Raw genomic sequence first — 25,854 nt, 5'->3', positions numbered from 1 at the left:
GACGCCACGATGGCGACTCCAGAGGAACCGATCCGACTCGCACTCGTCGATGACCACAGGATGCTCCTCGGAGCGCTCACCGAGTGGATCCGGAACGCAGCCGACGACATCACGCTCGTCGCCGCCGTTACGACCTGGCCCGAGCTCCTCACGAGCCCGGCGTTCCCGGTCGACGTCGTCCTGCTGGACCTCGACCTCAAGGACTCGATCCCGGTCTCGCTGAAGATCTCGACGCTCAAGACCGCCGGCGTCAAGACCGTCGTGATGAGCACCTACTCGGAGCCGAACGTCGTCCGTGAGGCCCTCGCCTCCGGCGCCCTCGGCTACCTTGTGAAGAGCGAGGACGCCGAGATGATCGTCGAGGCCATCCGCTCCGCCCAGCGCGGCGAGCAGTACGTCTCGGCCGAGCTCGACCTGGCGATCAACAGTGGCGACGTCGGTGGCGTGCCGAAGCTCAGCGCGCAGGAGCGACGCGTGATGGCGCTCTACGGCGGCGGCGAGCCCGTGAAGAGCGTGGCGTACCAGCTCGGCATCTCCGAGGAGACCGCGAAGAGCTACCTCAAGCGCATCCGCGAGAAGTACCGCGTCGCCGGCTTCGACGTCGGCACGAAGGTCGCGCTCCGGAAGCGCGCGATCACCGACGGCATCATCGTGCAGGACGGCAGCCCGCTGGGCCTGTAGCGCCGCTGCGGCCCGCGGGCGGGGCGCGGCGCGGGGTCGGGGCGCCGCAGGTGCGTCGCGGAGGCGCGGGGTGCGTCGCGGAGGCGCGGGGTGCGGGGCGGGGCTCCGCCTCCGCACCGTGCACGTTCATTCATCCCGTGCGAGCTTGCCCGCTCCGTGCCGCGCTACAAGCGCGCACCGAGCGCGCACCCCCGAACCAGCTGACGAAGCTGGCGCCGTGCGTCTCGTCGCACGCCGCCGGGCAGGGAGGCACGGCACCAGCCCGCCCCGCGCCTCCCGACCCACAAACCCAGCGCCCCCACGCCGCACGGTGCGCCTTCGCTCATCCCGTGCGACCTCGCCAGAGCCGTGCCGCGCTACAAGCGCGCAATCAGCGCGCACCCCCGCACCAACTCACAAAACCGGCACTGTGCGTCCCATCGCACACCACCGGCCCAGGAGGCACGGCACCAGCCCGCCCCGCGCCTCCCGACCCACAGGCCCAGCGCTCACACCCTGCACGGTGCGCGCTCGCTCATCCCGTGCAACCCTGCCAGCTCCGTGCGGCGCTCTAAGCGCGCACCGAGCGCGCACTCCCGTACCAGCTGCCAAGCCCGGCACCGTGCTCCCTCTCGCCACCGGCTTCGCACCCGCCAGCGGAAAGACGCGCCACCAGCACGCTCGGCGTTCCTGCGCCCGGACAGGTCCGGCGCACAGCCCGATCAGGTCGGCACACTGTCCCCGGACCCGCACCCGGATGCGCGGGTCGGCTCCGATCCCTTCACAACTCCGTCAGCCCTGAGAACCAACTCAGTATCGCTTTTCTGATATTGCAGCAAATTGTCGAAAGACCTAGGTTGCCAATTGCAATGACGCACCCGCGACATTTGCTAGCGAGCGATAGGAAAATAATGGAATCGACAGTCAAGGTGGCACTCCTGCAGGAGAGCACGTGCAATCTGCAAACGCAGGCGGTCCCGTCCGATGACGTCATGGCATCGAAGCCACTGCACATCTGACGAGAACACCACAGAGCCGGGAGGCGATCGCCTCCCGGCTCGTCGGGAATGTGAGAAGAATGCTCAATCCAGCAGCGATGATGTTCTCCCGTGGCGACGAGGAGGCCGTCCTGGAATGGTCGACAGGCGTCAACGCCCGAGTCCTCGAGATGACCGGATCGAACCTGCCGTGCGACGAAGCGGAGATGCGAGCGTTTCTGACGTCGGACGAAGCCGAGGTGCCCGCTCCCCCCATGATCGCGCAGTCCGGGTACCACCTGGCGACGATGGATCACCCGTTCCTCGACATGTCACGCGGCACTGCAGCCCGGGTTGAGGACGCGCAACTCATGGCTGGCTACGCTACCTCGGACGAGTACCCGGCGATCGAACTGGAGCTCGAACACGATCGAGTCCTGGACATCGCTGACGCCGCCGATCTGACCCTCGACGAACTCAAGAACTCGGACCTCTACCGCTTCGCCGCGATCATCTCGGGAACGTTCGGCGTCCGTCGCCATCAGCAGCCGTACTCCGATCCGGTGACGAGCTACCGGCAGGTGGAGATCGTCCGCAAATCAATTCCCTCCGGCGGGTCTCGGCACCCGACGGAATTGTTCTTCGAAGTATTGCGATCGCCCGCGATGGAAACAGGCACGTGGCACTACAACCCCATCAGGCGACAGATCCGCCGCGTTGCATCGCGTACGACCTCGAGCGCGCTTGACAGCGATGCCGACTGGGTGATCCGGACACACATCGTGTCCGCGGTCCGCCGAGCCATGTTCCGGTACCGCGACCCGCGGAGCTTCCGCGCGATCCTCGTCGACGCGGGACACGCGGATGCGCAGCTCGAGGCCATCGCCAAGTTCTGCAATTGGCGTTACCGATCGTCCATGTCGGTCGACTTCACGTTCGGGCAGGAGATCGGTCTGGAAGGCGCGGAGATCCCGCAGCTGATCAGCGGGTCATTGGAGGGCTGGGCATGACGATCGTCATCGACGCACGAGGACGGAGCGACGTCCCGTCCTTCTGGGACGAGAAGAACTGGGCGAGGCCGTACCACTTCCTCAGGACCGTCAGTCTGGTCCAGGACATTCGCGCGCAGCCCCCCACCGAGCGCGCCTACCTCACCGACAAGATCACGTCCGGATTCGCTTTCCGGCGGGCGGTCGAGCGATCGAGCCTCACCCGGGTGGCAGCAGGAGGTTTCGCCGGCGAGGATGTGCAATTCCTGCTCCGGAGCCTCTACCAGGCGCTCGCCGAGGAGCGACAGTTCGTCGCTGGTGTCGTCACGGACGCCGTCGACGGGTGGGCCGACGGCTACTGGACCGTCGATCACGAGCCACGGCACATCCGGAGCTCAATGGTCCCGAACAGCTCCGAGGACACCGCACGGATGCTCCAGGGGCAGGAGTGGGCGACCGGCCCAGGGGTGATGATCGTCTTGGCGCTCGACTGGGCACAGGTCGCAGCGGCGGACGAGGACGTCGATCAGGCGTACGCCGCTGCCCTCATCACCTGCGGACGAATCGGGCACGCCCTCCTCCTTGAAGGACAGCACCACGGACTCCGGGCCCGCATGACGCCAGCAGTCCACGAGAGCACGGCGGCTCGTCTGTTCCGCCTCCCCGAGCACGTTTCAGCGCTGTACGCGATCCGACTGGCGAGACCGAACGAATGACCATCGCAAGCGCCAACCGCGGCAGCACGAAGCTCTTCATCAATCGGTCGTTCGCACTGCTCTGGGCCGCGCAGGCCCTCTCCTCCTTCGGCGAGTACGTGATGGCATCGACCGTCACGGTCTGGCTCGCCACGAGCCTCGCCCCGACGGACCCGAAGCTCCCCGTGTACATCGGAGGGGTGGTGGCAGCGGCGGCTGCCCCTCGGATCGTGCTCGCTCCGTTCGCCGGGGTGCTGGTCGACCGATGGCCAGCTCGGACCGTCATGCTGACTGCGGACATCGTCCGAGCGGTGCTGTACGTTCCGATGCTCGCTGCCGTCGTCCTCGTGCGCACCGCCGAGCTGCCGCTCGTGCTCATCACCATGCAGTTGCTGATCAGCACCGCGTCGCAGTTCTTCGACCCCGCACGCAGTGCCCTGATCCAAGCGGTCGTCCCGTCGGATCGGCGAGCTGACGCGGCGGGGCGCTCGACCTTCTCGAGCATGGGCGCTGGCATCGTCGCGACGATGGCTGGGCCGGCGATGTTCGCCGCGGTCGGCCCGCGCCCGGCCCTCGTGATCGACGCTGCATCGTTCCTGATCTCGGCCGTCTTGCTGGCATCGGTCCGACAGCGTGAGGTGCACAGCTCGATCGCGCGCACCCGCTACTGGCACGAGCTCGGCGCGGGAATCCTGATCGCGTGGCGGTCGCGGAAGCTGCGGCTCCTGCTCATCGGGATGGGGGCGTACGGCCTGTCGCTCGGCGTCAACAACTCGACGTTGTCACTCTTCGCGTTGCGGACCGTTCGTCTCTCCGCCGATCAGTACGGCGTGGTGTCAGCGATATTCTCGGTCGGTGGGCTGGTCGGCTCGCTGACCGCTCCCAGGATCGTTCGCCGGCTACGCCCGGAGCGATCGCTGGCACTCGCGCTCCTCCTCCTGGCGACGACGTACGTCGTGTACGCCAGCGTTCGGTCCTTCGTGCCCGCGCTCCTGCTCATGCTCCTCGCGGGCGTGTTCTTCTCCGTCTACATCGTCGCGCAAGGGCCGATCCTCCAAGCAGCGGTGCCGTCCGGCGCGATGGGACGAGTGTCGTCGCTGACCGCTCCGGTGCTCGCGATCTCGTCGGTGACCGCGACCGTGGTGACGTCGAGCACCCTCGCCACCGTGCCGACGTCGGTCGCTGCAACAGTGGGTTTCCCTGCTGCGATCACGGTGGCATCGCTCGTCTTGGGGCTGGCGAGCATCGTCCTCGTCATCGGAGCACGCCGGAGCACGTGAGGAGTTCCCGGCTTTGGAGGCCGCGGAAGCCTTGCATGACGCGTTCCCAACGCTCGGTCGGGAGGCTCGGGACCAGCCCGCCCCGCGCCTCCGGACCCACAGGCCCACGGATCCAGCGCCCGCACGCCGCACGGTGCGCGCTCGCTCATCCCGTGCGACCTTGCCCGCTCCGTGCCGCGCTACAAGCGCGCACGGAGCGCGCACCCCCGCACCAACTGACTAACCCAGCAACGTGCGTCCCGTCGCACGCCACCGACCTAGGAGGCGCAGCACCAGCCCGCCCCGCGCCTCCCGACCCTCAGATCCAGCGCTCCGACCCCGCACCGTGCGCGTTCGCTCATCCCGTGCGAGCTTGCCCGCTCCGTGCGGTGCTACAAGCGCGCATCAAGCGCGCATCCCCGCACCAACTGACGAAGCCGGCACCGTGTGCGACGCCGGCACCGTGTGCGACGCCGGCGGGGCGAGCCGCACGGTGCGCCTTCGCTCATCACGTGCGAGCCTGCCCGCCCCGTGCCGCGCTACAAGCGCGCACCACGCGCGCTACCGCGCACCGGACGAAGAAGTCCGCACCGTGCTCACCCGCGCGACGCGCGTCGACTCCACGGCACGTCCCGTCGAACGCGGCCGCCGCACCACAGCACGCCGCCGCAGGGCACGCGCGCCCGCAGGGCCGACGCGCAGCCCGCAGCGTCAGCCCAGCGGGACGGGCGCGGTGATCGGCCCGGTTGTCGGCGACGACGCCCGGAGCGAGGCGCGGCGCGAGCCCCGACGCTCGGCGCCGTAGCTGATCATCGTCATGCCGACCCCGAGGAGCGCCAGCACGATGCCGAGCCACCCCGGGGCGGTGAAGCCGAAGCCAGCCGCGATGACCGCGCCGCCGAGGGCCGCCCCGAGCGAGTTCCCGATGTTGAACGCCGAGTGGTTGAGCGCCGCCGCGATCGTCCGGGCGTCACCGGCGACGTCCATCAGGCGGGACTGCACGGCCGGTGGGATCGCGGACGAGGTGGCTCCGAGGAGGAACGCCCCGAGGAACATGCCCCACACCCACTGCGCGGTGAGAACGGTCACGAGCAGGGCGCCGATCAGCGCGAACATGCCGACGTAGATGGTCCGCTTGACGCTGTGGTCGGCGAGGTGCCCGCCGAGCACACCACCGACGACCATGCCGATGCCGACGACCACGAGGACGAGCGGCACGAACGACTCGGGCAGACCGGTGACGTTCTGCACGAGCGGCGAGATGTACGAGTAGACCGCGAAGAACCCACCGAACCCGACGGCGCCGAGGCCCATCACCATCCAGACCTGCGGCACGCGGAACGCCCGGAGCTCGCGGCCGATCGTCGCGTGCTCGTCACGGGCACTGCGCGGCACGAAGGCCCACACCGCGAGGAACGTCAGGGCGAAGAGGACGGCGACGACGCCGTAGGCGATGCGCCAGCTGGCGACCTGCCCGACCCAGGTGATCGCCGGGACGCCCACGACGTTCGCGACGGACAGGCCGAGCAGCACCATCGCGATGCCCTTGCCACGCTTGCCCGGGCCCATGATGTCCCCCGCCACGATGGAGGCGATGCCGAAGTACGCACCGTGCGGCAGCCCCGCGACGAACCGTGCCACGAGGACGAGGCCGAACGACGGCAGGACCGCGCTCGCGACCGTCGCCAGGACGAACCCGACCAGCAGCACGAGGATCAGCCCCTTGCGCGGGAACTTCGCCGACATCGCCGCGATCGTGGGGGCACCGACGACGACGCCGAGTGCGTACGCGCTCACGAGCCAGCCGGCGTGAGCGATCCCGGCGTCGGGGTCGAGGCCGTACTGCCGCGGCAGGAGTGCCTCGGCGATGTTCGGCAGGAGCCCCATCGCGACGAACTCGGTCGAACCGATGGCGAACCCGCCGAGGGCGAGGGCGACGAGCGCGAGCGCGCGGCGCGCAGGCGTGAGCTGGGACATGGTGCCTGTTCTGGACGGGAGGAGCGGGACGGGTTCCGGACGTCGACTCACGTGAGTCGGCTGGGACCGTGGGTGCGCCTGGTCGCCGCACCGAGCCTCCGGGCCGTGCGCGTCGCGGGTGGTGTGACGACGGCTAGCGGAGGGTGGTCCTGGTTCGGCGGTGAACGTGGACGACCGGCCACGGAAGGCGACCGGTCCCAGCAGTGTAGACCGCTCCAAACCCGGAACGGAAGCTGCGCGGACGAATCGATTCGACCGACGTCAGGCGGCGCGACGCTCCGGCACCCGCGGAGCCGCGGCGGCGCGATCGGGAAGCTCGTCGCGGTGGACCCACCCGGCGCCGCACTCGGTGCAGCTCGCCCAGGCGCTCTGGCCCTGCTCGTCGGTGTCGATGACGACCGTCCGCAGGTCGCAGTCGGGGCACCAGCCGTCGTGCATCATCACGTGCTCCTCGTCGTCGCTCCGCCACCAGGGTGGCTCCGAGTCGCCGGGTGCGGCTCGATGGGCACCATGAGACACCCGACCACCGACATCGCCGGGAGGCCCCCGGCGTGTCGCACGGGCACGGAGCGCCGGACCCGAACGCGGGCGCCGAACGGGGCTCGGCGCGCGGGCACCGACCACCGGCACGAAGCACCGACACCGGCACCGGCACCGGCACCGGACGACCGGCCCCACGAGCGCTAGGGTGACGGTATGGGGTGGTGGATCGTGACGGTGGTCGTCCTCGCGGGGCTCGCGGTGCTGTGGTTCGTGATGCACCGGTACACGGACCTGGGCGCACGTTCGCGCCGGTACGAGGGGTCCGACCCCGAGGTCGCCGAGGCACTCCGCCAGGCCGAGGCCGAATCGGCCCGCGGCCGCATGTACTTCTGACCGGCGTCGGGCAGACCCCGAGCGCGGGCAGAACCCGAGCGCGGCCATACCCGAGCGCGGCCATTCCCGGCCGCGGTCGGACCCGGCCGGAGTCAGACCCGACCGGAGCCAGACCCGACCGGAGTCAGACCCGACCGCGGTCAGTCCCCCAGCGCGGCCTCGAGCCGGTCGAGCTTCCCGTCGATCTCCCCGGTGTGCCCCGGGCGGATGTCGGCCTTGAGCACGAGCGACACCCGCGTGCCGTACGCCCCGACCGCCTTGGTGGCGCGCCGGACGACGTCCATGACCTCGTCCCACTCCCCCTCGACCTCGGTGAACATCGACGAGGTGCGGTTCGGCAACCCGCTCTCGCGGACGATGCGCACGGCCGCCGCGACGGCATCGTGGACGGAGCCGTCCGACGACGCGGAGGGACCACCGGACGGGGCGACGGAGAACGCGACGATCATGCGTCCATCCTGCCCGCTGCCGGGGCGAGGGGCACGGGCGTGACACGGGCCCGCACGCCCAGCCGGACGATCGCGACGACGCTCCACACGAGCACCCCGACCTCGAGGGCGTTCCGGAGCGTCAGGACGACGAGCACCCACGGCTGCACGGTGAGCACCTGGTCGTAGAACCCGGGGTAGATGACCTGCGTCAACACCGCCATCGGGATCGCCGCCACCGCCACGGGCAGGAACCGCCGCGCGCTCGGCCGCCCGGCGACGAGCCCCCACACGATCGGCACGGCGAACCAGCCGATGTACTGCGGCGACCCCACCTTGTTCGCGGCGACGAGCGCGGCGACGAACAGCAGGGCGAGCAGCGGTGCCGCCTCGGCCCGGTGGGCTCCGCGGTGCACGGCCCACAGCGCGAGGAGCACCCCGCCGACGACGATGACGGCCATGAGCGGCGTCGACGCCGCGGCTGCCGCGTGCGTCCCGGCGCCGGACACCTCGAAGGTCAGGATCTGCTGGTCGTAGTAGACCGCCGCACCGGGGACGTCGAGGGCCGCCGCCCACATGAACGGCGTCGCGAGGGGCGCCTCGATCTGCAGCGCGCGACCATTCTGCTCGCCGACGAACGAGAGCAGGTGCGCCGCACCCCCGTAGAGCACGTCGACGAGGACGATGAGCGCCGTGAGGACCACCGCCCCGGCGAGCACCCCGCGGCGGTGCCCCCGTCGGAGCAGGAGGAGGACGCCCACGAGCGCCGCGGGCCACACCTTCGTCCAGGCGCCGGCGGTGAAGAGCGCCGAGGCGACCGCTGGACGCGACGCGACGAAGGCGACACCGACCAGGCCCAGGACGGTCGCGACGGTGTCGATGCGGCCGAGGCCGATCGGGCCGAGCGCGAGCAGGAACGCGAGCCACCACCACACGACGCGGACGCCGAGGCCACGGAAGCGCCAGAGGAACCCGCAGGCGACGGCGTCGAGCACGACCATCAGGGCGAGCCACCCGGTGCCGATCGACCCGACTCCCCCGAGCGCGGCGGCGGCCATCGGCACGATCGCGAGGATCGGGTACACCCAGTCCTCGTCGATGCCGACCCAGAAGCCGGACGCGTGGCCCGTCTCGATCCACCGGCGGTAGGTGATGGTCACGTCGCCGAGCGGCAGGTTCGCCGAGACGGACGTCGACCACCAGAGCACCAAGTGCACGACGGCGAACGCCACGACGAAGGCCACGACCTCGGGCCACCGCGAACGCCACCGGGCGCGCCACCGCGAGCGCCACGCCGACCGCTCCACCGTCCTCTGCACCGGACGAGCGTAGCGGTCGAGCGGAGCGGCACGCCCGTCACAGGTTCCCCCGAGCATGACGTGTCACCGTCCCCGTCGTGACCTCCGACACCCCGCGCAGGCGCCGCAAGGCCGTCATCTGGATCGCCGTCGTCGCCGCGGTCGTCGTCGTCGGCGTCGTCGCCGCGATCGTCGGCACGAAGCTCTACACGAGCAGCGAGAACGCGAAGGCGTCGGCAGCGCCGAGCGTCGCCGCGAGCCGCGCACCCTCGACGCTCGACACCGCCGACCTGTCCGGCACGTGGACGGTCGGCGGCGACTCGGAGGCTGGGTACCGCGTCCACGAGGTCCTCAACGGCTCGGACGTCACCGTCACCGGACGCACCGACCGCGTCACCGGCAGCGCCACCGTCGACGGCACCGCCATCACGAAGGCCACCATCACCGTCCAGGTCGCCGACATCACCACGGACTCGGCTCAGCGCGACTCGTACTTCCGCGACTCGGCACTCGACACGTCCGCGTTCCCCACCGCGACCTTCACCCTCACCGAGCCGACCGCGGACGCGGTCCCCTCCGGCTCCGGCACGACGAAGGTCGAGGCCACGGGCCGGCTCACCCTGCACGGGGTCACCGAATCGGTCACCGCGACCCTCGAGGTCGGGCTGAACGGCGACGGCGTCGACGTCTCCGGATCGATCCCGGTCACCTTCTCGGACTTCGGCGTGCAGGCGCCCAGCCTCGGCTTCGTGCAGGTCGACGACGCGGGTGCGGTCGAGTTCCTCGTGCACGCCACCCCTGCGAGCTGACGCGCCCGACGCGCGTCACGCCGTCGACGTGACCATCTGACGGCCAGGAGGCGCGGTGCCGGCCCGCACTGCACCTCCCGTCCCGCACGCGCGTGCGCCCAGAGCGTCATCCCGCTCCGTCCCAGATGAGCATGCGTCCGGGGCGTCGTCCCGCTGTCGTACGACAGCGGCGATGTCGCAACCGCGCGCCTGCAACCGTTGCGCCCGCAACAAACGACCCCTGCGCTGTCGTACGACAGCGGCCATGTCGCAACCGCGCGCGTGCAACCGTTGCGCCCGCAACGAACGACCCCTGCGCTGTCGTATGACAGCGGCCATGTCGCAACCGCGCGCGTGCAACCGTTGCGTCCGCAACGAACGACCCCTGCGCTGTCGTACGACAGCGGCGACGTCGCAACCGCCCGCCTGCAACCGTTGCGTCCGCAACGAACGACCCCTGCGCTGTCGTTCGAGGTCGGGCGTGTCGTTCCGAGTCGGCCCAGGGGCCCTGCCCCGCCCGATCCAGCCGCTCGCGTCTACCCCCGAGCGTCGCCCGCGACGACGAGGTCGCGCACCACCCCGGGCAGCTGCTCGATCAGTGCCGTCATGGTGAACGGTCCGCCGCCGGACGCACGCCGTGCCGCGATCCCGTGCACCACCGCCGCGGTCGCCGCCAGGTGGGCGAGGTCGGACGGCGTCAGCGTGGCCCCGGACGCCTCGGCGGCTCCCTGCCGGGCCGCGACCAGCGCCCCGAGCACCCCGCCGAGCACGTCCCCGGCGCCGGCGGCCGCGAGCCACGGCGTCGCCGAGGACGCGACGAGCCGCACCGACCCGTCCGGCGTCGCGACGTACGTGGCGGACCCCTTCAGGAGCACGACGCTCCCGGTCTGCGCGGCGGCCCGGAGCGCCGCCGCGGCCGGGTCCTGCTCGATGGACTCCCGCGACTCGTGCAGGACGCCGGCGAGCTCCCCCGCGTGCGGCGTCAGCACCGCGAGGGGCCCGAGCTCGACGAGCGGGATCGCGCCGGCGTCGACGACCACGGGGACCCCGTCGTCCGAGGCGTGCCGGAAGCCCTCCGCCGTCACGTCGTCCAGGTCGTCGAGCGAGCCCGCCGAGATGCCCGAGCCGACGAGCCAGGCCTGCACCCGGCCGACACCGGCGACGACCTCAGGACGCCGTGCGAGCACGTGGTCCGACGCGCGCGACGGTCCGACGTACCGGACCATCCCGACGCCCGTGTGCACCGCCGCGTCGACACCCATCACGGCGGCTCCCGGGTACTGGTCGGAGCCCGTCGCGACGCCGAGGACCCCTCGTCGGTACTTCGTGGAGTCACCGTGCGGGGCGGTGGTCCAGGCGGCGGCGTCGGTCGGGGCGAAGGGGACGAAGTCGTTCACGACCGCCACGTTACGGTGGAGCGCATGAGCCTGTTCCTGCCCGGTCGTGTGGTGGTCTTCGACTACGGCGAGGTGATCAGCCGGACGCCGCACGCGTCCCGCGACGCGCTCGTCGCGGCGACCGGGGTGCCGGCGGACGAGCTGTTCCCCGTGTACCAGGAGCTCCGGCACGACCTCGACCGCGGCGACCTGTCCGTGCTGGCGTACTGGCGCGCGATCGCCGAGCGCACCGGCCGGACGTGGAGCACCGCCGAGATCCACCGGTTCTGGGCGATCGACTTCACCGGCTGGTTCGAGGTCGACCCGGACACCCTCGCGATCGTCGAGGAGCTGCACGACGCCGGCACCCGACTGGCCCTGCTCTCGAACGCCGGGTTCGACTTCGGCGACCCCTACCGCCGGTCCCCGATGGGCTCCCTGTTCGAGACGGTCGTGGTGAGCGCCGAGGAGCACGTCCTGAAGCCGGACGCCTCGATCTACCACGACACGTGCGAGCGACTGGGAATCGCCCCGGCGCAGATGGTGTTCGTCGACAACAGGGCCGAGAACGCCGCCGGCGCGGAAGCGATCGGGGCGGTCGGCCACCACTACACGTCGCCCGCCGCACTCCGCGCGTTCCTGCTGGGACTCGCGGACACCGGTGCGACCGCCGAGAAGGAGCCCGCGTGACGCACGCCCTGTTCGAACCGATCACCATCCGCGACCTCACCGTCCGCAACCGCATCTGGGTCTCCCCGATGTGCCAGTACTCGGCCGAGGCCCAGGACGGCCTGCCCACCCCGTGGCACCTCGTCCACCTCGGCGGGTTCGCCAAGGGCGGTGCCGGCGCGGTCGTGGTCGAGGCCACCGGTGTCGTGCCCGAGGGGCGCATCAGCCCGCAGGACCTCGGTCTCTGGAACGACGAGCAGCGCGACGCGTTCCGCCCGATCGTCGACTTCATCCACGCGCAGGGGGCCGCCGCCGGCGTCCAGCTGGCCCACGCCGGCCGCAAGGCGTCGACGTTCCGCCCGTGGGAGCCGACGCACGGGTCCGTGCCGGCCGAGCAGGGCGGCTGGTCGACCGTCGCGCCGTCCGCCGTCGCCTTCGACGGGTACGCCGAGCCGCGGGAGCTCGCCGTCGAGGACATCCGCGTCGTCGCCCTCGCGTTCGCCCAGGCCGCCCGCCGTGCCGCCGAGGCCGGGTTCGACCTCGTCGAGATCCACGCCGCGCACGGGTACCTGCTGCACCAGTTCCTCTCGCCGCTCAGCAACCACCGCACCGACTCGTACGGCGGCTCGCTCGAGAACCGCGCCCGCGCGCTCCTCGAGGTGCTCGACGCCGTGCGTGCCGAGGTCGGCGAGGGCTTCCCCGTCGTCGTCCGCTTCTCGGCGACCGACTGGACCCCGGGCGGGCTGACGCTCGAGGAGACCACCCAGGTCGCCCGCTGGGCCGCCGAGCACGGCGCCGACCTCGCCGACGTGTCGACCGGCGGCAACGTGGCCAGCGCGCCGATCCCCGTCGGGCCCGGCTACCAGGTGCCCTTCGCCGACGCGATCAAGCGCGACGCCGGCATCGGGACGATCGCGGTCGGGATGATCTCGGACGCGTTCCAGGCCGAGCAGATCGTCGCGACCGGCCAGGCCGACGTCGTGATGGTCGGCCGCGAGTTCCTCCGCGACCCGGCCTTCCCGCTCCGCGCCGCCGCCGAGCTCGGGGTCACGGTCGACTACGAGCCGCAGCAGTACCACCGCGCCCGCGTCACGGCGTAGGCCGGCGTGCGCGACGCGGGTCGCGCCTCCTGGACCCACCCGCGGTCCGGGAGGCGCGACCCGCATCCTGTACGTCCTCTCGGTTCCGACCCGCGCCAGGCAGTACGATGGACAGCACTGTGGACGATCCTCCGAATAGTTCCTCGCCTCACTCATCCGCCGCTCACTCGGTGAGCTGCACTCCCTCGCGCCCTGCGGGAGGTGGATCATGAGCCCGATCGACATCGTCATGCTGATCGGTGGCATCCTGCTGACGCTCGGCACCGGCGTCTTCGTCGCGTCCGAGTTCGCGCTGGTCAACCTCGACCGCGCGGACGTCGAGGCACGGCGTGACCGCGGCGAGACCGGCCTCGCGCCCGTCATCGGCGCGCTGAAGGTCACCTCGACCCACCTGTCCAGCGCGCAGCTCGGCATCACGCTGACGACGCTGCTCACCGGCTACCTGCTCGAACCGTCGGTCGCGAAGCTGCTCGAGGCGCCGTTCCTCGCGATGCGGCTCCCCGAGGCGATCGTCGAGACGGTCGGCTCGATCGTGGCGCTCGTCATCGCGACGCTGCTGTCGATGATCCTCGGCGAGCTGGTGCCGAAGAACTTCGCGCTCGCGCTGCCCCTGCAGACCGCCAAGCTCGTCGTGCCCCTGCAGGTGGCGTTCACGACGGTGTTCAAGCCGGCCGTCGCCGTGCTGAACGGCACCGCCAACGCCGTGCTCCGCGCCATGGGGATCGAGCCCCAGGAAGAGCTGTCCGGCGCCCGCAGCGCCGAGGAGCTCACCTCGCTGCTGCGCCGATCGGCATCCGAGGGCTCCCTCGAACAGGACACCGCGACGCTCCTCGAGCGCACCATCTCGTTCTCCGAGCTGAGCGCGAGCGACGTGATGACCCCGCGCCCGCGTCTGTCGACGATCCGCGTCTCCGAGTTCGCCGACGACGTCATCGCCCTCGCACGGCGGACCGGGTTCAGCCGGTTCCCCGTGATCGAGGAGGACGCCGACGACGTCGTGGGCATCGTGCACGTGAAGCAGGCCGTCGCCGTCCCGCGCGAGAAGCGTCCGGAGGTACCCGTCGGCGCCCTCATGACCGACGCCGAGCGGGTCCCCGAGACGATGCCCGGCGACACCCTCCTGACCGAGGTCCGCGGTCGCGGCTACCAGATGGTGATCGTGGTCGACGAGTACGGCGGCACCGCCGGGGTCGTGACCCTCGAGGACCTCATCGAGGAGATCGTGGGCGAGGTGTCCGACGAGCACGACCGCGCACGGATCGACGTCGTCCGCTCCCGCGACTGGCTGACGTTCCCCGGGCTGCTGCGCCCCGACGAGCTCGAGGACCGCGCCGGCGTGACCGTCCCCGAGGACGGCCCGTACGAGACCGTCGGCGGCTTCATCATGTCGACGCTCGGCCGCCTGCCGGTGGTCGGCGACGAGGTCCGGCTCGACGACGGCGTCTTCCGCGTCGAGCGCCTCGACGGCCGCCGCATCGACCGGATCCGCTGGACGCCCACCCCGCCCCCGACCCCGGCGACGGGCATCATCATCCCCGCGACGAAGACCCCGGCGACGAAGACCCCGGCCACGAAGACCACGACGAAGGGCAGCACCCGATGAGCTCCGACTGGTGGGGCATCTTCTGGCTCGTCGTGCTGCTGCTCGGCAACGCCTACTTCGTCGCGGCCGAGTTCGCCGTCATCTCCGCCCGCCGCTCGCAGATCGAGCCACGTGCGGAGGAGGGCTCGAAGGCCGCGCAGATGACGCTCTGGGCGATGGAGCACGCCACGCGCATGCTGGCCACCACGCAGCTCGGCATCACGGTCTGCTCGCTCCTCATCCTCAACGTGTCCGAGCCGGCGATCCACCACCTGCTCGAGGTCCCGCTGCACCTGACCGGGTGGAGCGCCGAGGTGATCGGCACGGTCGCGTTCGTCTTCACCCTGCTGCTCGTCTCGTTCCTGCACGTGGTGTTCGGCGAGATGGTGCCGAAGAACATCTCGTTCTCGATGCCGGACCGCGCCGCGCTCCTGCTCGTGCCGACGCTCTGGTACATCGGGCACGGCCTGCACTGGGTGATCGTCGGCCTGAACGAGGCCGCGAACGCCGTGCTGCGCGTGTTCAAGGTCGAGCCGAAGGACGAGGCCGTCAGCGCGTTCACCGTGGAAGAGGTGCAGACCATCGTCGAGCAGTCCCGTCGCGAGGGCACCCTCACCGACGACGGGAAGCTCGCCCTGGCGTTCGAGTTCACCGAGAAGAAGGTCAAGGACGTCGCGGTGCCGATGGCCGAGCTCGTCACGCTCCCCGAGGACGCCACCCCCGGTGACGTCGAACGGGCCGTGGCGCAGCGCGGGTTCTCGCGGTACGTGCTCGTGACCGAGGACGGCTCCCCCACGGGCTACGTGCACGTGAAGGACGTCATCGACCTCCGACCCGACGAGTACGACGACCCGGTGCCGCCCAAGCGCATCCGGCAGCTCATCTCGCTCTACACGGAGATGGACCTCGAGGACGCGCTCGCGACGATGCGTGCCGCGGGCCGCCACGTCGCCCGGGCGTTCGACGCCGAGGGCCGGACGCTCGGCGTGCTCTTCCTCGAGGACATCCTCGAGGAGCTCGTCGGCACCGTCGAGGACGCGACCCGGCGGCGGTAGCCGCGCGCGACAGATCGACGGGCGCGCCCCGCTCAGCGGCAACGCGAAGCGTTGCGCGGGGCGCGCCGACCGAGCCTGCGAGGGAGGACCGTGCCAGCTTGCACCGCGCCTCCCGTCCGTCCGTGGTCGCGACCACGGCGTCGGCATGCGTTTCGCGCCCAGCGACACGTCACGCGCTGCCTCGCCCGTGAGCTGTCGCTCAGCGCGAGAGTCTGGCGCGCGCTACCAGCTGACGGGGAGCGGCTTGCCCTCCTCGTAGCCGGCGGCCGACTGGATGCCGACGAGCGCCCGCTCGGAGAACTCGGCGAGCGAGGACGCGCCCGCGTACGTCGCCGAGCTGCGGACACCGGTGGTGATCATGTCGAGCAGGTCCTCGACGCTCGGCCGCTCCGGGTCGAGGTAGATCGTCGACGACGAGATGCCCTCGGCGAAGAGCGCCTTGCGGGCCCGCTCGTACGGGTCGAGGCGCTCGAAGCGCTCGCGGACGGCCTTCGCCGACGCCATGCCCCAGCTCTCCTTGTAGGCCTTGCCCGCGGCGTCGCGGCGGAGCACGCCCGGCGCCTCGAGCGTCCCGGCGAACCACGAGCCGATCATCACGGCGGAGGCGCCGGCAGCGAGGGCGAGCGCGACGTCGCGCGGGTAGCGGACCCCGCCGTCTGCCCAGACGTGCGCGCCGAGCGAGCGCGCGGCGGCGGCCGTCTCGAGCACGGCGGAGAACTGGGGGCGACCGACGGCCGTCATCATGCGCGTGGTGCACATCGCGCCGGGTCCGACGCCGACCTTGATGATGCTCGCGCCGGCCTCGACGAGGTGGGCGACGGCGTCGGCGGTGACCACGTTGCCCGCGACGAGCGGGATGTCCAGCCCGAGGGCGGCGACGGTGCGGAGCGCACGGAGCATGCCCTCCTGGTGGCCGTGCGCGGTGTCGAGGACGAGCACGTCGACGCCGGCGGCCGCGAGGGCCTGCGCCTTGGCGGCGACGTCGCCGTTGATGCCGATCGCGGCGGCGACGCGCAGGCGGCCGGAGGCGTCCACCGCGGGGCGGTAGATGTCGGAGCGGATCGCGCTGGTCTGGCTGACCGTGCCGACGACCTTGCCGTGCCGCATGACCGGCGCGAAGTCGACCTCGGCGGCGCTCAGCACGTCGTACACGTGCCGCGGGGTGCCGGCGTCCTCGGCGTCGATCGCGGTCGAGGCACCGTGCAGCAGGTCGCGGAGCGTCGCGTCGGGTCCGGCGGTGCCGAGTCGACCGGCGGGGACGCAGCCGAGGTACGCACCAGCGGCGTCCCGCACGACGACCCCGCGGCCGGCGACGGGCAGCAGCTGCTCGAGCGCCTCGGCGACGGTGGTGTCGGCGCCCATGTCGTAGGCGGTGTCGAAGTCGACGGGCTGCTCCTTGACCCAGCGGATCGCGGCGTCGAGGTCCTGCAGGTGCATGTCCTGCGGCAGGACGCCGAGGCCGCCGCGTCGGGCGAGCGTGGCGGCGAGGCGGGGCCCGGTGACCGAGTTCATGTTGGCGCTGACGATCGGGATGGTCGCACCGGATCCGTCGTTCGCCGAGAGGTCCACGTCGAACCGGCTCGTCACCGCCGACCGGCTGGGGACGAGGAAGACGTCGGAGTAGGTCAGGTCGTGTGTCGGCCGCGTCTCGTAGAACCTCATGGGCCCCACTGTACGGCGATGCGGGGTGGCCGGTCGGGGTGGTCGGTCGGGGCGGCTCGGCACGCCTCCGGCGCGACACGCGCGACACCCCCTCGCCGTGCGCGACCCGCCTCCGCCTGACACCGAACGGTCATCCGCGAGCGGCTAGGCTTGGCACCTGTGCGAGGCAGGGTTGCCACGCACGACACACACGAGCATCTATCGACGGAGAGTGGGCGATCGGCTGTGTCGAGCCATCTGACCGGAACGGACGAGACCGCGGGCGAATTCGGGGCGAACGAGTGGCTCGTCGACGAGCTCTACGAGCAGTTCGTCGCCGACAAGGAGTCCGTGGACAAGTCCTGGTGGCCGGTCCTCGAGAGCTACCACCGCACCCAGGGCAGCGCCACGTCGAGCCCGACCCCCGCAGCGCCGGCCGCACCCGAGCAGCAGCAGTCCACGACCCAGCAGCCCGCGACCGGTGACGCCCCCGGCGAGGCGAAGGCCGGGCCGATCCAGGCGAAGACCACGTCGCGCCAGCCCACCCCGCAGCCGATCCCGGCCGAGGCGAACGACGAGGCCGACCACCACGAGGAGACCCACGAGGACGTGGCGACCCCGCTCCGGGGCATGGCGAAGACGCTCGCGTCGAACATGGACGCCTCGCTCACGGTCCCGACCGCGACGAGCGTGCGGACGATCCCGGCGAAGCTGATGATCGACAACCGCATCGTCATCAACAACCACCTCCGTCGGGCCCGCGGCGGGAAGATCTCGTTCACGCACCTCATCGGGTGGGCGATGGTGCAGGCGCTCAAGGAGTTCCCGAGCCAGAACGTGTTCTACGAGGAGCGCGACGGCAAGCCCTTCGTGGTCGCCCCCGCCCACGTGAACCTCGGCATCGCGATCGACGTCCCGAAGAAGGACGGAACCCGGTCCCTGCTCGTCCCGAGCATCAAGCGCGCCGAGACGCTCACGTTCGGCCAGTTCCTCTCCGCCTACGAGGACCTCGTCAAGCGCGCCCGCGACAACAAGCTCACCCCGACCGACTTCCAGGGCACGACGATCTCGCTGACGAACCCCGGCGGCATCGGCACGGTGCACTCGGTCCCCCGCCTCACCAAGGGGCAGGGCGCGATCATCGGCGCCGGTGCGCTCGAGTACCCCGCACAGTTCCAGGGGTCCGCGGCGAAGACGCTCGTCGAGCTCGGCATCGGCAAGACCATCACGCTCACGAGCACCTACGACCACCGCGTCATCCAGGGCGCCGGGTCGGGCGAGTACCTCAAGAAGGTGCACGAGCGGCTCATCGGCGAGCACGCCTTCTACGAGGACATCTTCTCGGCGCTCCGGATCCCCTACAAGCCGATCCAGTGGGCGAACGACATCAACGTCGACCTCGCGCACCGGGTGAACAAGACCGCGCGCGTGCAGGAGCTCATCAACAGCTTCCGCGTCCGCGGGCACCTGATGGCCGACATCGACCCGCTCGAGTACCGGCAGCGCACCCACCCGGACCTCGAGATCGAGAGCCACGGACTGACCTTCTGGGACCTCGACCGCGAGTTCGTCACCGGCGGGCTCGCCGGCACGACCAACGCGCCGCTCCGCGACGTGCTCGGGATCCTCCGCGACGCCTACTGCCGCACGGTCGGCATCGAGTACATGCACATCCAGGACCCGGAGCAGCGCCGCTGGGTGCAGGCGCACATCGAGGTGCCGTACTCGAAGCCCTCGAAGGACGAGCAGCTCCGTGTCCTCGGCAAGCTCAACGAGGCCGAGGCGTTCGAGACCTTCCTGCAGACGAAGTACGTCGGCCAGAAGCGCTTCTCGCTCGAGGGTGGCGAGTCGACGATCGCCTTCCTCGACTCGCTCATCCAGCACGCCGCGACCGCCGGCCTCGACGAGGTCGCGATCGGCATGGCACACCGCGGCCGCCTCAACGTGCTGACGAACATCGCCGGCAAGACCTACGGTCAGATCTTCCGCGAGTTCGAGGGCTCGGCGCTCCCCGGCACCGTCTCGGGCCAGGGATCGGGCGACGTGAAGTACCACGTCGGCACCGAGGGGGTCTTCCGCGCGAGCGACGGCACCGCCATCCCGGTGACGATCGCCGCGAACCCGTCCCACCTCGAGGCCGTCGACGGCGTGCTCGAGGGGATCGTCCGCGCGAAGCAGGACCGCCAGGCACCCGGCACGTTCGGCGTGCTGCCCGTGCTCGTCCACGGCGACGCGGCGATGGCCGGACAGGGCGTCGTGGTCGAGACCCTGCAGATGTCGCAGCTGCGCGGTTACCGCACCGGCGGCACCGTGCACCTCGTGATCAACAACCAGGTCGGGTTCACCACCCCGCCCGAGTCGGCTCGCAGTTCGGTGTACTCCACCGACGTCGCGAAGACGATCCAGGCACCGATCTTCCACGTGAACGGGGACGACCCCGAGGCCGTGGCCCGCGTCGCCGAGCTCGCCTTCGCCTACCGCGAGGAGTTCCACCGCGACGTCGTCATCGACCTCATCTGCTACCGCCGCCGCGGGCACAACGAGGGCGACGACCCCTCGATGACGCAGCCGCTCATGTACAACCTCATCGAGGCGAAGCGCTCCGTCCGCACCCTCTACACCGAGGCCCTCGTCGGCCGCGGCGACATCACGCAGGAGGAGTACGACGAGGCGCACCGCGACTTCCAGGACCGCCTCGAACGCGCCTTCGCCGAGACCCACGAGGCCCAGACCGGCACGATCCCGGTCGTCACGGTCGACGACGACGGCGCCGTGCAGGGCCTCGAACGGCCGGCGGCGCAGCGCGACGACTCCGAGGTCGAGGTGCACGACACCGCGGTCTCCGAGGACCTCGTCCGGGCGATCGGCGACGCGCACAGCAACCCACCGGCCGGCTTCCAGGTCCACCCGAAGCTGCAGCAGCTGCTGACCAAGCGCACCGACATGACCCGGAACGGCGGCGTCGACTGGGCGATGGCCGAGCTCATGGCGATCGGCTCGATCCTCGTCGAGGGCAAGCCGGTCCGGCTCGCCGGGCAGGACGCCCGCCGCGGCACGTTCGTGCAGCGCCAGGCCGTCTTCCACGACCGGGTGAACGGCCAGGAGTGGCTGCCGCTCGCGAACCTCACCGAGGACCAGGCCCGCCTGTACATCTACGACTCGCTCCTCAGCGAGTACGCCGCGATGGCGTTCGAGTACGGCTACTCGGTCGAGCGCCCCGAGGCCCTCGTGCTGTGGGAGGCGCAGTTCGGCGACTTCGCGAACGGCGCCCAGACCGTCATCGACGAGTTCATCTCGTCGGCCGAGCAGAAGTGGGGACAGCGCTCGGGCCTCGTGCTCCTGCTCCCCCACGGCTACGAGGGCCAGGGGCCGGACCACTCGTCGGCGCGCATCGAGCGCTACCTGCAGCTCTGCGCCGAGGACAACATGGTGGTCGCACGGCCGTCGACCCCGGCGTCGTACTTCCACCTGCTGCGCCGCCAGGCGTGGGAGCGTCCGCAGAAGCCGCTCATCGTGTTCTCCCCGAAGGCCATGCTGCGCCTCCGCCAGGCGACCAGCCCGGTGGACGCGTTCACCAGCGGCACCTTCGCCGAGGTCATCGACGACGACCGCGTGACCGACCGGTCCGCCGTCCGCCGCGTGGTCCTGCACTCCGGCAAGGTGCACCACGACCTGCGCGCCGAGGTCGAGAAGCGCGGCGTCACCGACGTGGCCCTCGTCCGGCTCGAGCAGCTCGCGCCGCTCCCCCTCGACCAGATCCTCGAGGTGCTCGCGGGCTACCCGGACGCCGACGTCGTCTGGGCTCAGGAGGAGCCGGAGAACCAGGGTGCCTGGCCGTTCGTCTGCATGAACCTGTCGCCGCACCTCGACGGCCGCCCGCTGTCGGTCGCCGCTCGACCCGCGAGTGCCGCTCCGGCGACGGGCTCCTCGAAGCGCTCCGCGCAGGAGGCGACCGAGGTCATCACGAAGGCCCTGGGCTAGCCGGGGCCGTCGGGCTCACCGACGCCCCGGCGTCCGTCGGGCTCGCCGACGCTCCGGGGGCCGTCGGGCTCGCCGACGCTCCGGGGGCCGTCGGGCTCGCCGACGCTCCGGGGGCCGTCGGGATCGCCGACGCCCCGGCGATCCCGAGGGCCGGAGCGCGCCCCGCACCGAACACTGCGCCCCGTCTCGACGGGGCGCAGTGTTCGTCCGGGGGTGCGATCAGCGGCCGCGCGATCGGCGCCCACGCAATCGCGGCCGCGCGATCGGCGCCCGCGGCCATCAGCGCCCGCGCGATCGGCGCTGGCGCGATGGGCGCGAGGGCGTCACCGGAGCTTCGTGTAGCGCACCCCGGCGTCGTGGTAGCCGCGCTTCTGGTAGAACCGGTGCGCGCTGTCCGTGGCCGCGGCGCTGACCGCGCTGAGGCGACGCGCGCCCTGCTCGACCGCCCACGCCTCGAAGGTGCCGATGAGCGCGGAACCCGTGCCGAGCCTCCTGGCCGACTCGTCGACCACCATGAGCAGCAGCTGCGCGGTCGGCTCGTCGCTGGCGTACGCCCACGTGACCTGGGCACCGGCGACGGCGATCGCGCGACCGTCGTCGTCCCGCACCAGCCAGGTCCGGTGGCCGGCCTCGGGCGTGAGCCGCTCGAGGCGGGCGCGCATCGCGGCGTCGTCGACCTCGTGGCCGAGCAGGCGGACGAGGGCGGCGACGTCGGAGACGTCCGTGTCGGACCAGGTGGTGATCGACTCGACGGAGAGGGTCATGCCCGCGACACTACCGACAGCCCCGCCCGTGTGACGACGGCTGCCAGGACGCTCAGTGGGTGGCCTGCTCCAGTCGGATGCGGGCGAGGATCTCCGTGCGGAGTTCCTCGGGCGCGGTCTCCTTGCACGCGCGACGGACCGTCTCGATCAGGACGACGCCGACGCGGTGCTCGGTCGTGCAGTCCTCGCAGTCCTCCATGTGCTCGCGGATGTCCGCCGCGTCCTCGCGGCAGAGCTCCCCGTGCAGGAACTCCTCGAGCTCGGCCTTCGCCTTCGAGCAGTCGCAGCCGCTCATCGCGCTTCCTTCCCTTCGACGCGGCTCGACGCCGCGGCAACCTTCCGGCCTCGTCCGCGCATCGTCGCCGTCGACGCTGCGTCCGGGACGATGCCGGTCTCACGTGCGTGGTCGGCCAGGAGCCCGCGGAGGAGCCGGCGGCCACGGTGGAGGCGGCTCATGACCGTCCCCACGGGGGTCTTCATGATGTCGGCGATCTCCTGGTAGGAGAACCCCTCGACATCGGCGAAGTAGACGGCCATCCGGAAGTCCTCGGGGATGGCCTGCAGCGCGTCCTTCACGGCGGAGGACGGCAGGTGGTCGATGGCGTCGGCCTCGGCGGAGCGCGCCGAGATCGACTGCGTCACGCTCTCCGCGCCGCCCAGCTGCCAGTCCTCGAGCTCGTCGATCGTGCCCTGGTACGGGTTGCGCTGGTTCTTGCGGTACGTGTTGATGAACGTGTTCGTGAGGATCCGGTACAGCCAGGCCTTGAGGTTCGTGCCCTGCCGGAACTGCCGGAACGCGGCGAAGGCCTTGACGAAGGTCTCCTGCACGAGGTCGGACGCGTCGGCCGGGTTTCGGGTCATCCGCATCGCCGCGCCGTACAGCTGGTCCATGAAGGGGAGCGCCTGGTCCTCGAAGAGGGCGCGCAGCTCGGCTTCGGAGACCGTCTTCGCGTCCACGACCGCGTCGGCGCTGTCGTCCCGCCCGAACGCCACGACCTCGTCGGTCGCGTCGTCCGCGTCCGCTGCGTCGTGCTCGTGGGCTGCGTCGTCGCGCAGCTCGGCCTCGTCGGACACCGCGTCGAGCTGCGCCTCGGTCTCCTCGACCAGGTCGTGCGGTGCTGCGTGCGGTTCGTCGGTCGTCATCGCCGTCGAGTCTAGGCCGAGGGTGCCCCCGAGCGTCGTCGGCACGGCGGGCATGGTCGTCCGCGGTCGTACGAGTGTCGCTGTCGCCACTGATCCTCCCGGTGCGTTCAGTACCCTTGTGAACCGATGGCAGTCACGACGCATTCCCAGTCCCCGACCGAGCCCTGGACCGCACCGCTCGCGCGGGGTCCGCTACGCGGTGACGTGTCGCTCCCGGGGTCGAAGTCGCTCACCAACCGCGAGCTCGTGCTCGCGGCCCTCGCCGACGGCCCGTCCACCATCCGGCTGCCGCTGCACTCGCGGGACTCGGCGCTCATGGTCGAGGCCCTCCGCCAGCTCGGCGTGGGTGTCGACGAGGTCGCCCCCGGCCCCGGCGAGGCCCCGAACCCCTACGGCCCGGACCTCCGGATCACGCCGGCACCGATGCACGGCGACGTCCGGGTGGACTGCGGTCTCGCCGGCACCGTGATGCGCTTCCTGCCGCCGCTCGCGGCCCTCGCCGTCGGCCCGGTCACGATCGACGGGGACCCGTACGCCCGCAAGCGCCCGATGCACGCGATCATCCAGGCCCTCGTCGACCTCGGCGTCGACGTCACCGACGACGGGGGCGGCGCCATGCCGTTCTCCTTCACCGGTACCGGGTCGGTCCGCGGCGGGTCGCTCGCGATCGACGCATCGGCCTCGTCCCAGTTCGTCTCCGGGCTGCTGCTCTCGGCACCGCGCTTCGACGAGGGGCTGCACCTCACGCACGTCGGCGACCGCCTGCCGAGCATGCCGCACATCGAGATGACCGTCGCCGCGCTGCGTGCCCGCGGCGTCCGCGTCGACGAACCCGCGGTCGGCGAGTGGGTCGTGCACCCCGGCCCGATCGCCGCACGCGACGTCACCATCGAACCGGACCTGTCGAACGCCGCACCGTTCGCCGTGGCGGCGCTCGTCGCCGGCGGGACGGTCCGCATCCGGACCTGGCCGACGGCCACGACCCAGGTCGGTGCCGACCTCGAGACGCTCCTGCCCCGATGGGGCGCGACCGTGACCCGCGACGGCGCCGACCTCGTCTTCGACGGCGGTGTCGGCGTGCGGGGCGGCGCCTCCCTGCCCGGCCTCGCGCTCGACCTGAGCCGCGGCGGCGAGCTCGCGCCCGCGCTCGTCGCGCTCGCGGCCCTCGCCGACGGCCCGTCCGAGATCGACGGGATCGGCCACCTGCGTGGGCACGAGACGGATCGCCTCGCCGCCCTGGCAGCCGACCTCAACGGCACAGGAGGCTCGGTGCACGAACGCGCCGAGGGCCTCCGGATCGAGCCTGCCGCACTCCACGGCGGCGCCTGGGCCGCGTACGACGACCACCGGATGGCGACGGCCGGGGCGATCGTCGGGCTCGTCGTCGACGGCGTGGCCGTCGACGACATCGGTTCGACCGCGAAGACCCTGCCGCAGTTCCCCGAGCTGTGGGCGGCGCTCGTCGCGACCGGCGACGCGGGGGCCTGAGACGATGAGCTGGTGGGACGACGTCGACGGTGACGACTCCGACGCGGACGAGCCGTACGGACAGTACGACGAGTCGAGCGTGCGCGTCCGACCGAACCCGAAGGGCAACCGCCCGCGCACGAAGGTCCGCCCGACGTACGAGGACGCCCCCACCGGCTGGGTGACGAACGTCGACCGCGGGCGGTTCGGCGTCCTGGTGGCCTCCGGCGCCGACGACGAGCGGGTGATCACGGCGACGAAGGCCCGCGAGCTCGGCAAGAAGTCGGTCGTCACGGGCGACCACGTCTCGCTCGCCGGCGACGTCTCCGGGGACGCCGGCTCGCTCGCGCGCATCGTGAAGGTCGCCGAGCGGACCACCCTGCTCCGACGGAGCGCCGACGACACCGACGACGTCGAGCGCGTGATCGTGGCGAACGCCGACCAGATGCTCGTCGTCGTCGCTGCGGCCGACCCGGAGCCCCGGACACGCCTCATCGACCGGTACCTGGTGGCGGCCTTCGACGCGGGCCTCGACCCGGTCCTCTGCATCACGAAGACGGACCTCGCCGACCCGACCGCGTTCCTCGCACACTTCGACTGCCTCGACCTGCGGATCGTGACGAGCCGGTCCGACGACGTCCCGTTCGAGGCCCTGCACGAGGTCCTCGACGACCGGGTGACCGTGACCGTGGGGCACTCGGGCGTCGGCAAGTCGACGCTCGTGAACGCGCTGACCGGGTCGTCCCGGGCGACCGGGGTCGTCAACGCGGTGACCGGTCGCGGTCGCCACACCTCGTCGTCGTCGATCGCGCTGCGGGTCCGCGACGGCGGCTGGATCATCGACACCCCCGGGGTCCGCTCGTTCGGGCTCGGCCACGTCGACCCCGCCAACGTCTTCCGGGCGTTCGCCTCGCACGCGGTCCCCGTCGGGAAGCCGGCGGACGGCATCCCCCTCGACCAGGCGCACGACTGGGAGATCGTCGACCGGGTGCAGGCGGGCGAACTCGGCCCGACCGGGGTCGAGCGGCTCGACTCGTTCCGCGCCCTGCTCACGGGCATGGGCGCCGAGGACCCGGGTACCGAGTAGGACCGCGCACGGCCCCGCCCGGGTCGACAGGTCTGCACCGAC

General features: G+C 71.5%; 22 protein-coding genes. 13 read left to right on the top strand and 9 right to left on the bottom strand.

The window, feature by feature from the left end; genetic code table 11:
• Positions 1 to 9: 9 nt before the first annotated feature.
• From ACNQOV_RS05900 to ACNQOV_RS05885, 4 genes are all read left to right on the top strand, one after another.
• The gene (locus ACNQOV_RS05900) at positions 10 to 681 is read left to right on the top strand and encodes a response regulator (RefSeq protein ID WP_070416359.1); all 672 of its coding nucleotides are present in this window, start codon (positions 10 to 12) and stop codon (positions 679 to 681) included.
• Between the two features lie 1,057 nt (positions 682 to 1,738).
• Positions 1,739 to 2,647 (top strand): hypothetical protein, encoded by a 909-nt coding sequence (locus ACNQOV_RS05895; RefSeq protein WP_416393755.1) that lies wholly within the window; start codon positions 1,739 to 1,741, stop codon positions 2,645 to 2,647.
• Positions 2,644 to 3,342 (top strand): hypothetical protein, encoded by a 699-nt coding sequence (locus tag ACNQOV_RS05890; RefSeq protein ID WP_416393754.1) that lies wholly within the window; start codon positions 2,644 to 2,646, stop codon positions 3,340 to 3,342. Before ACNQOV_RS05895 ends, ACNQOV_RS05890 begins: the two co-directional genes overlap by 4 nt.
• Positions 3,339 to 4,601 (top strand): MFS transporter, encoded by a 1,263-nt coding sequence (locus ACNQOV_RS05885; protein ID WP_416393753.1) that lies wholly within the window; start codon positions 3,339 to 3,341, stop codon positions 4,599 to 4,601. The genes ACNQOV_RS05890 and ACNQOV_RS05885 overlap by 4 nt, the downstream gene beginning before the upstream one ends.
• Positions 4,602 to 5,291: 690 nt before the next feature.
• On the opposite strand, the gene ACNQOV_RS05880 is transcribed toward ACNQOV_RS05885, so the two are convergent.
• Both ACNQOV_RS05880 and ACNQOV_RS05875 read right to left on the bottom strand, forming a co-directional pair.
• Entirely contained in the window at positions 5,292 to 6,557 is a 1,266-nt protein-coding gene (locus tag ACNQOV_RS05880) for an MFS transporter (RefSeq protein ID WP_416393752.1), read from the bottom strand.
• A 261-nt stretch (positions 6,558 to 6,818) separates the two neighbouring features.
• Positions 6,819 to 6,998 carry a hypothetical protein gene (locus tag ACNQOV_RS05875; RefSeq protein ID WP_416393751.1) on the bottom strand — a complete coding sequence of 60 codons (180 nt, stop codon included), beginning with the start codon at positions 6,996 to 6,998 and terminating at the stop codon, positions 6,819 to 6,821.
• A 255-nt stretch (positions 6,999 to 7,253) separates the two neighbouring features.
• Here ACNQOV_RS05875 and ACNQOV_RS05870 point away from each other — a divergent pair, with 255 nt between their 5' ends.
• The gene (locus ACNQOV_RS05870; protein WP_402263537.1) at positions 7,254 to 7,433 is read left to right on the top strand and encodes a hypothetical protein; all 180 of its coding nucleotides are present in this window, start codon (positions 7,254 to 7,256) and stop codon (positions 7,431 to 7,433) included.
• 140 nt (positions 7,434 to 7,573) lie between these two features.
• On the opposite strand, the gene ACNQOV_RS05865 is transcribed toward ACNQOV_RS05870, so the two are convergent.
• Both ACNQOV_RS05865 and ACNQOV_RS05860 read right to left on the bottom strand, forming a co-directional pair.
• Complete coding sequence (locus ACNQOV_RS05865) at positions 7,574 to 7,882, bottom strand: thiamine-binding protein (protein WP_402263540.1); 309 nt, start codon at positions 7,880 to 7,882, stop codon at positions 7,574 to 7,576.
• A complete protein-coding gene (locus ACNQOV_RS05860) occupies positions 7,879 to 9,180 on the bottom strand; it encodes a hypothetical protein (protein WP_402263543.1) in 1,302 nt (433 codons plus the stop codon). The genes ACNQOV_RS05865 and ACNQOV_RS05860 overlap by 4 nt, the downstream gene beginning before the upstream one ends.
• 77 nt (positions 9,181 to 9,257) lie before the next feature.
• Here ACNQOV_RS05860 and ACNQOV_RS05855 point away from each other — a divergent pair, with 77 nt between their 5' ends.
• Positions 9,258 to 9,968, top strand: a complete 711-nt coding sequence (locus tag ACNQOV_RS05855; protein ID WP_416393749.1) for a YceI family protein — start codon at positions 9,258 to 9,260, stop codon at positions 9,966 to 9,968.
• 515 nt (positions 9,969 to 10,483) lie between these two features.
• Here the strand turns inward: ACNQOV_RS05855 and ACNQOV_RS05850 are convergent.
• On the bottom strand, positions 10,484 to 11,344 hold the full coding sequence (locus ACNQOV_RS05850; protein WP_416393748.1) for an ADP-dependent NAD(P)H-hydrate dehydratase: 861 nt from the start codon (positions 11,342 to 11,344) through the stop codon (positions 10,484 to 10,486).
• 24 nt (positions 11,345 to 11,368) lie between these two features.
• On the opposite strand from ACNQOV_RS05850, the gene ACNQOV_RS05845 reads away from it, so the two are divergent.
• The 4 genes from ACNQOV_RS05845 (at position 11,369) to ACNQOV_RS05830 (ending at position 15,729) form a co-directional block, all read left to right on the top strand.
• The gene (locus ACNQOV_RS05845) at positions 11,369 to 12,013 is read left to right on the top strand and encodes an HAD family hydrolase (RefSeq protein WP_402263551.1); all 645 of its coding nucleotides are present in this window, start codon (positions 11,369 to 11,371) and stop codon (positions 12,011 to 12,013) included.
• Positions 12,010 to 13,092: an NADH:flavin oxidoreductase/NADH oxidase gene (locus tag ACNQOV_RS05840; RefSeq protein WP_416393747.1), complete on the top strand. Its 1,083-nt coding sequence runs from the start codon at positions 12,010 to 12,012 to the stop codon at positions 13,090 to 13,092. Before ACNQOV_RS05845 ends, ACNQOV_RS05840 begins: the two co-directional genes overlap by 4 nt.
• A 208-nt stretch (positions 13,093 to 13,300) precedes the next feature.
• Positions 13,301 to 14,695: a hemolysin family protein gene (locus tag ACNQOV_RS05835; RefSeq protein ID WP_416393746.1), complete on the top strand. Its 1,395-nt coding sequence runs from the start codon at positions 13,301 to 13,303 to the stop codon at positions 14,693 to 14,695.
• Positions 14,692 to 15,729, top strand: a complete 1,038-nt coding sequence (locus ACNQOV_RS05830) for a hemolysin family protein (RefSeq protein WP_416393745.1) — start codon at positions 14,692 to 14,694, stop codon at positions 15,727 to 15,729. The genes ACNQOV_RS05835 and ACNQOV_RS05830 overlap by 4 nt, the downstream gene beginning before the upstream one ends.
• Positions 15,730 to 15,951: 222 nt before the next feature.
• Here the strand turns inward: ACNQOV_RS05830 and ACNQOV_RS05825 are convergent, their stop codons facing one another.
• Positions 15,952 to 17,391 (bottom strand): GuaB1 family IMP dehydrogenase-related protein, encoded by a 1,440-nt coding sequence (locus ACNQOV_RS05825; protein WP_402263559.1) that lies wholly within the window; start codon positions 17,389 to 17,391, stop codon positions 15,952 to 15,954.
• 225 nt (positions 17,392 to 17,616) lie between these two features.
• Here ACNQOV_RS05825 and ACNQOV_RS05820 point away from each other — a divergent pair, with 225 nt between their 5' ends.
• Complete coding sequence (locus ACNQOV_RS05820; protein WP_416393744.1) at positions 17,617 to 21,351, top strand: multifunctional oxoglutarate decarboxylase/oxoglutarate dehydrogenase thiamine pyrophosphate-binding subunit/dihydrolipoyllysine-residue succinyltransferase subunit; 3,735 nt, start codon at positions 17,617 to 17,619, stop codon at positions 21,349 to 21,351.
• 323 nt (positions 21,352 to 21,674) lie between these two features.
• Here ACNQOV_RS05820 and ACNQOV_RS05815 read toward each other — a convergent pair whose 3' ends face one another.
• From ACNQOV_RS05815 to ACNQOV_RS05805, 3 genes are read right to left on the bottom strand one after another with little or no spacing between them, the layout of a single operon-like run.
• Entirely contained in the window at positions 21,675 to 22,115 is a 441-nt protein-coding gene (locus ACNQOV_RS05815; protein WP_022907554.1) for a GNAT family N-acetyltransferase, read from the bottom strand.
• A gap of 52 nt (positions 22,116 to 22,167) precedes the next feature.
• Positions 22,168 to 22,410 carry a zf-HC2 domain-containing protein gene (locus tag ACNQOV_RS05810; RefSeq protein ID WP_022907553.1) on the bottom strand — a complete coding sequence of 81 codons (243 nt, stop codon included), beginning with the start codon at positions 22,408 to 22,410 and terminating at the stop codon, positions 22,168 to 22,170.
• Positions 22,407 to 23,258 carry a sigma-70 family RNA polymerase sigma factor gene (locus ACNQOV_RS05805; protein WP_416393743.1) on the bottom strand — a complete coding sequence of 284 codons (852 nt, stop codon included), beginning with the start codon at positions 23,256 to 23,258 and terminating at the stop codon, positions 22,407 to 22,409. Before ACNQOV_RS05805 ends, ACNQOV_RS05810 begins: the two co-directional genes overlap by 4 nt.
• A gap of 126 nt (positions 23,259 to 23,384) precedes the next feature.
• Between ACNQOV_RS05805 and aroA the strand changes: the two genes are divergently transcribed.
• Positions 23,385 to 24,746 carry a 3-phosphoshikimate 1-carboxyvinyltransferase gene (gene aroA / locus ACNQOV_RS05800; RefSeq protein ID WP_416393742.1) on the top strand — a complete coding sequence of 454 codons (1,362 nt, stop codon included), beginning with the start codon at positions 23,385 to 23,387 and terminating at the stop codon, positions 24,744 to 24,746.
• Positions 24,747 to 24,750: 4 nt separating this feature from the next.
• Positions 24,751 to 25,812 (top strand): ribosome small subunit-dependent GTPase A, encoded by a 1,062-nt coding sequence (rsgA, locus tag ACNQOV_RS05795; RefSeq protein WP_416393741.1) that lies wholly within the window; start codon positions 24,751 to 24,753, stop codon positions 25,810 to 25,812.
• Positions 25,813 to 25,854 lie beyond the last annotated feature (42 nt).

It is taken from the genome of Curtobacterium sp. LFS084 (genome assembly GCF_047977705.1).
In the GTDB taxonomy this organism is placed as follows: Bacteria; Actinomycetota; Actinomycetes; order Actinomycetales; family Microbacteriaceae; genus Curtobacterium.
Note: the sequence above shows the minus strand (reverse complement) of the source record. Positions and strands in the feature narration are given on the sequence as shown.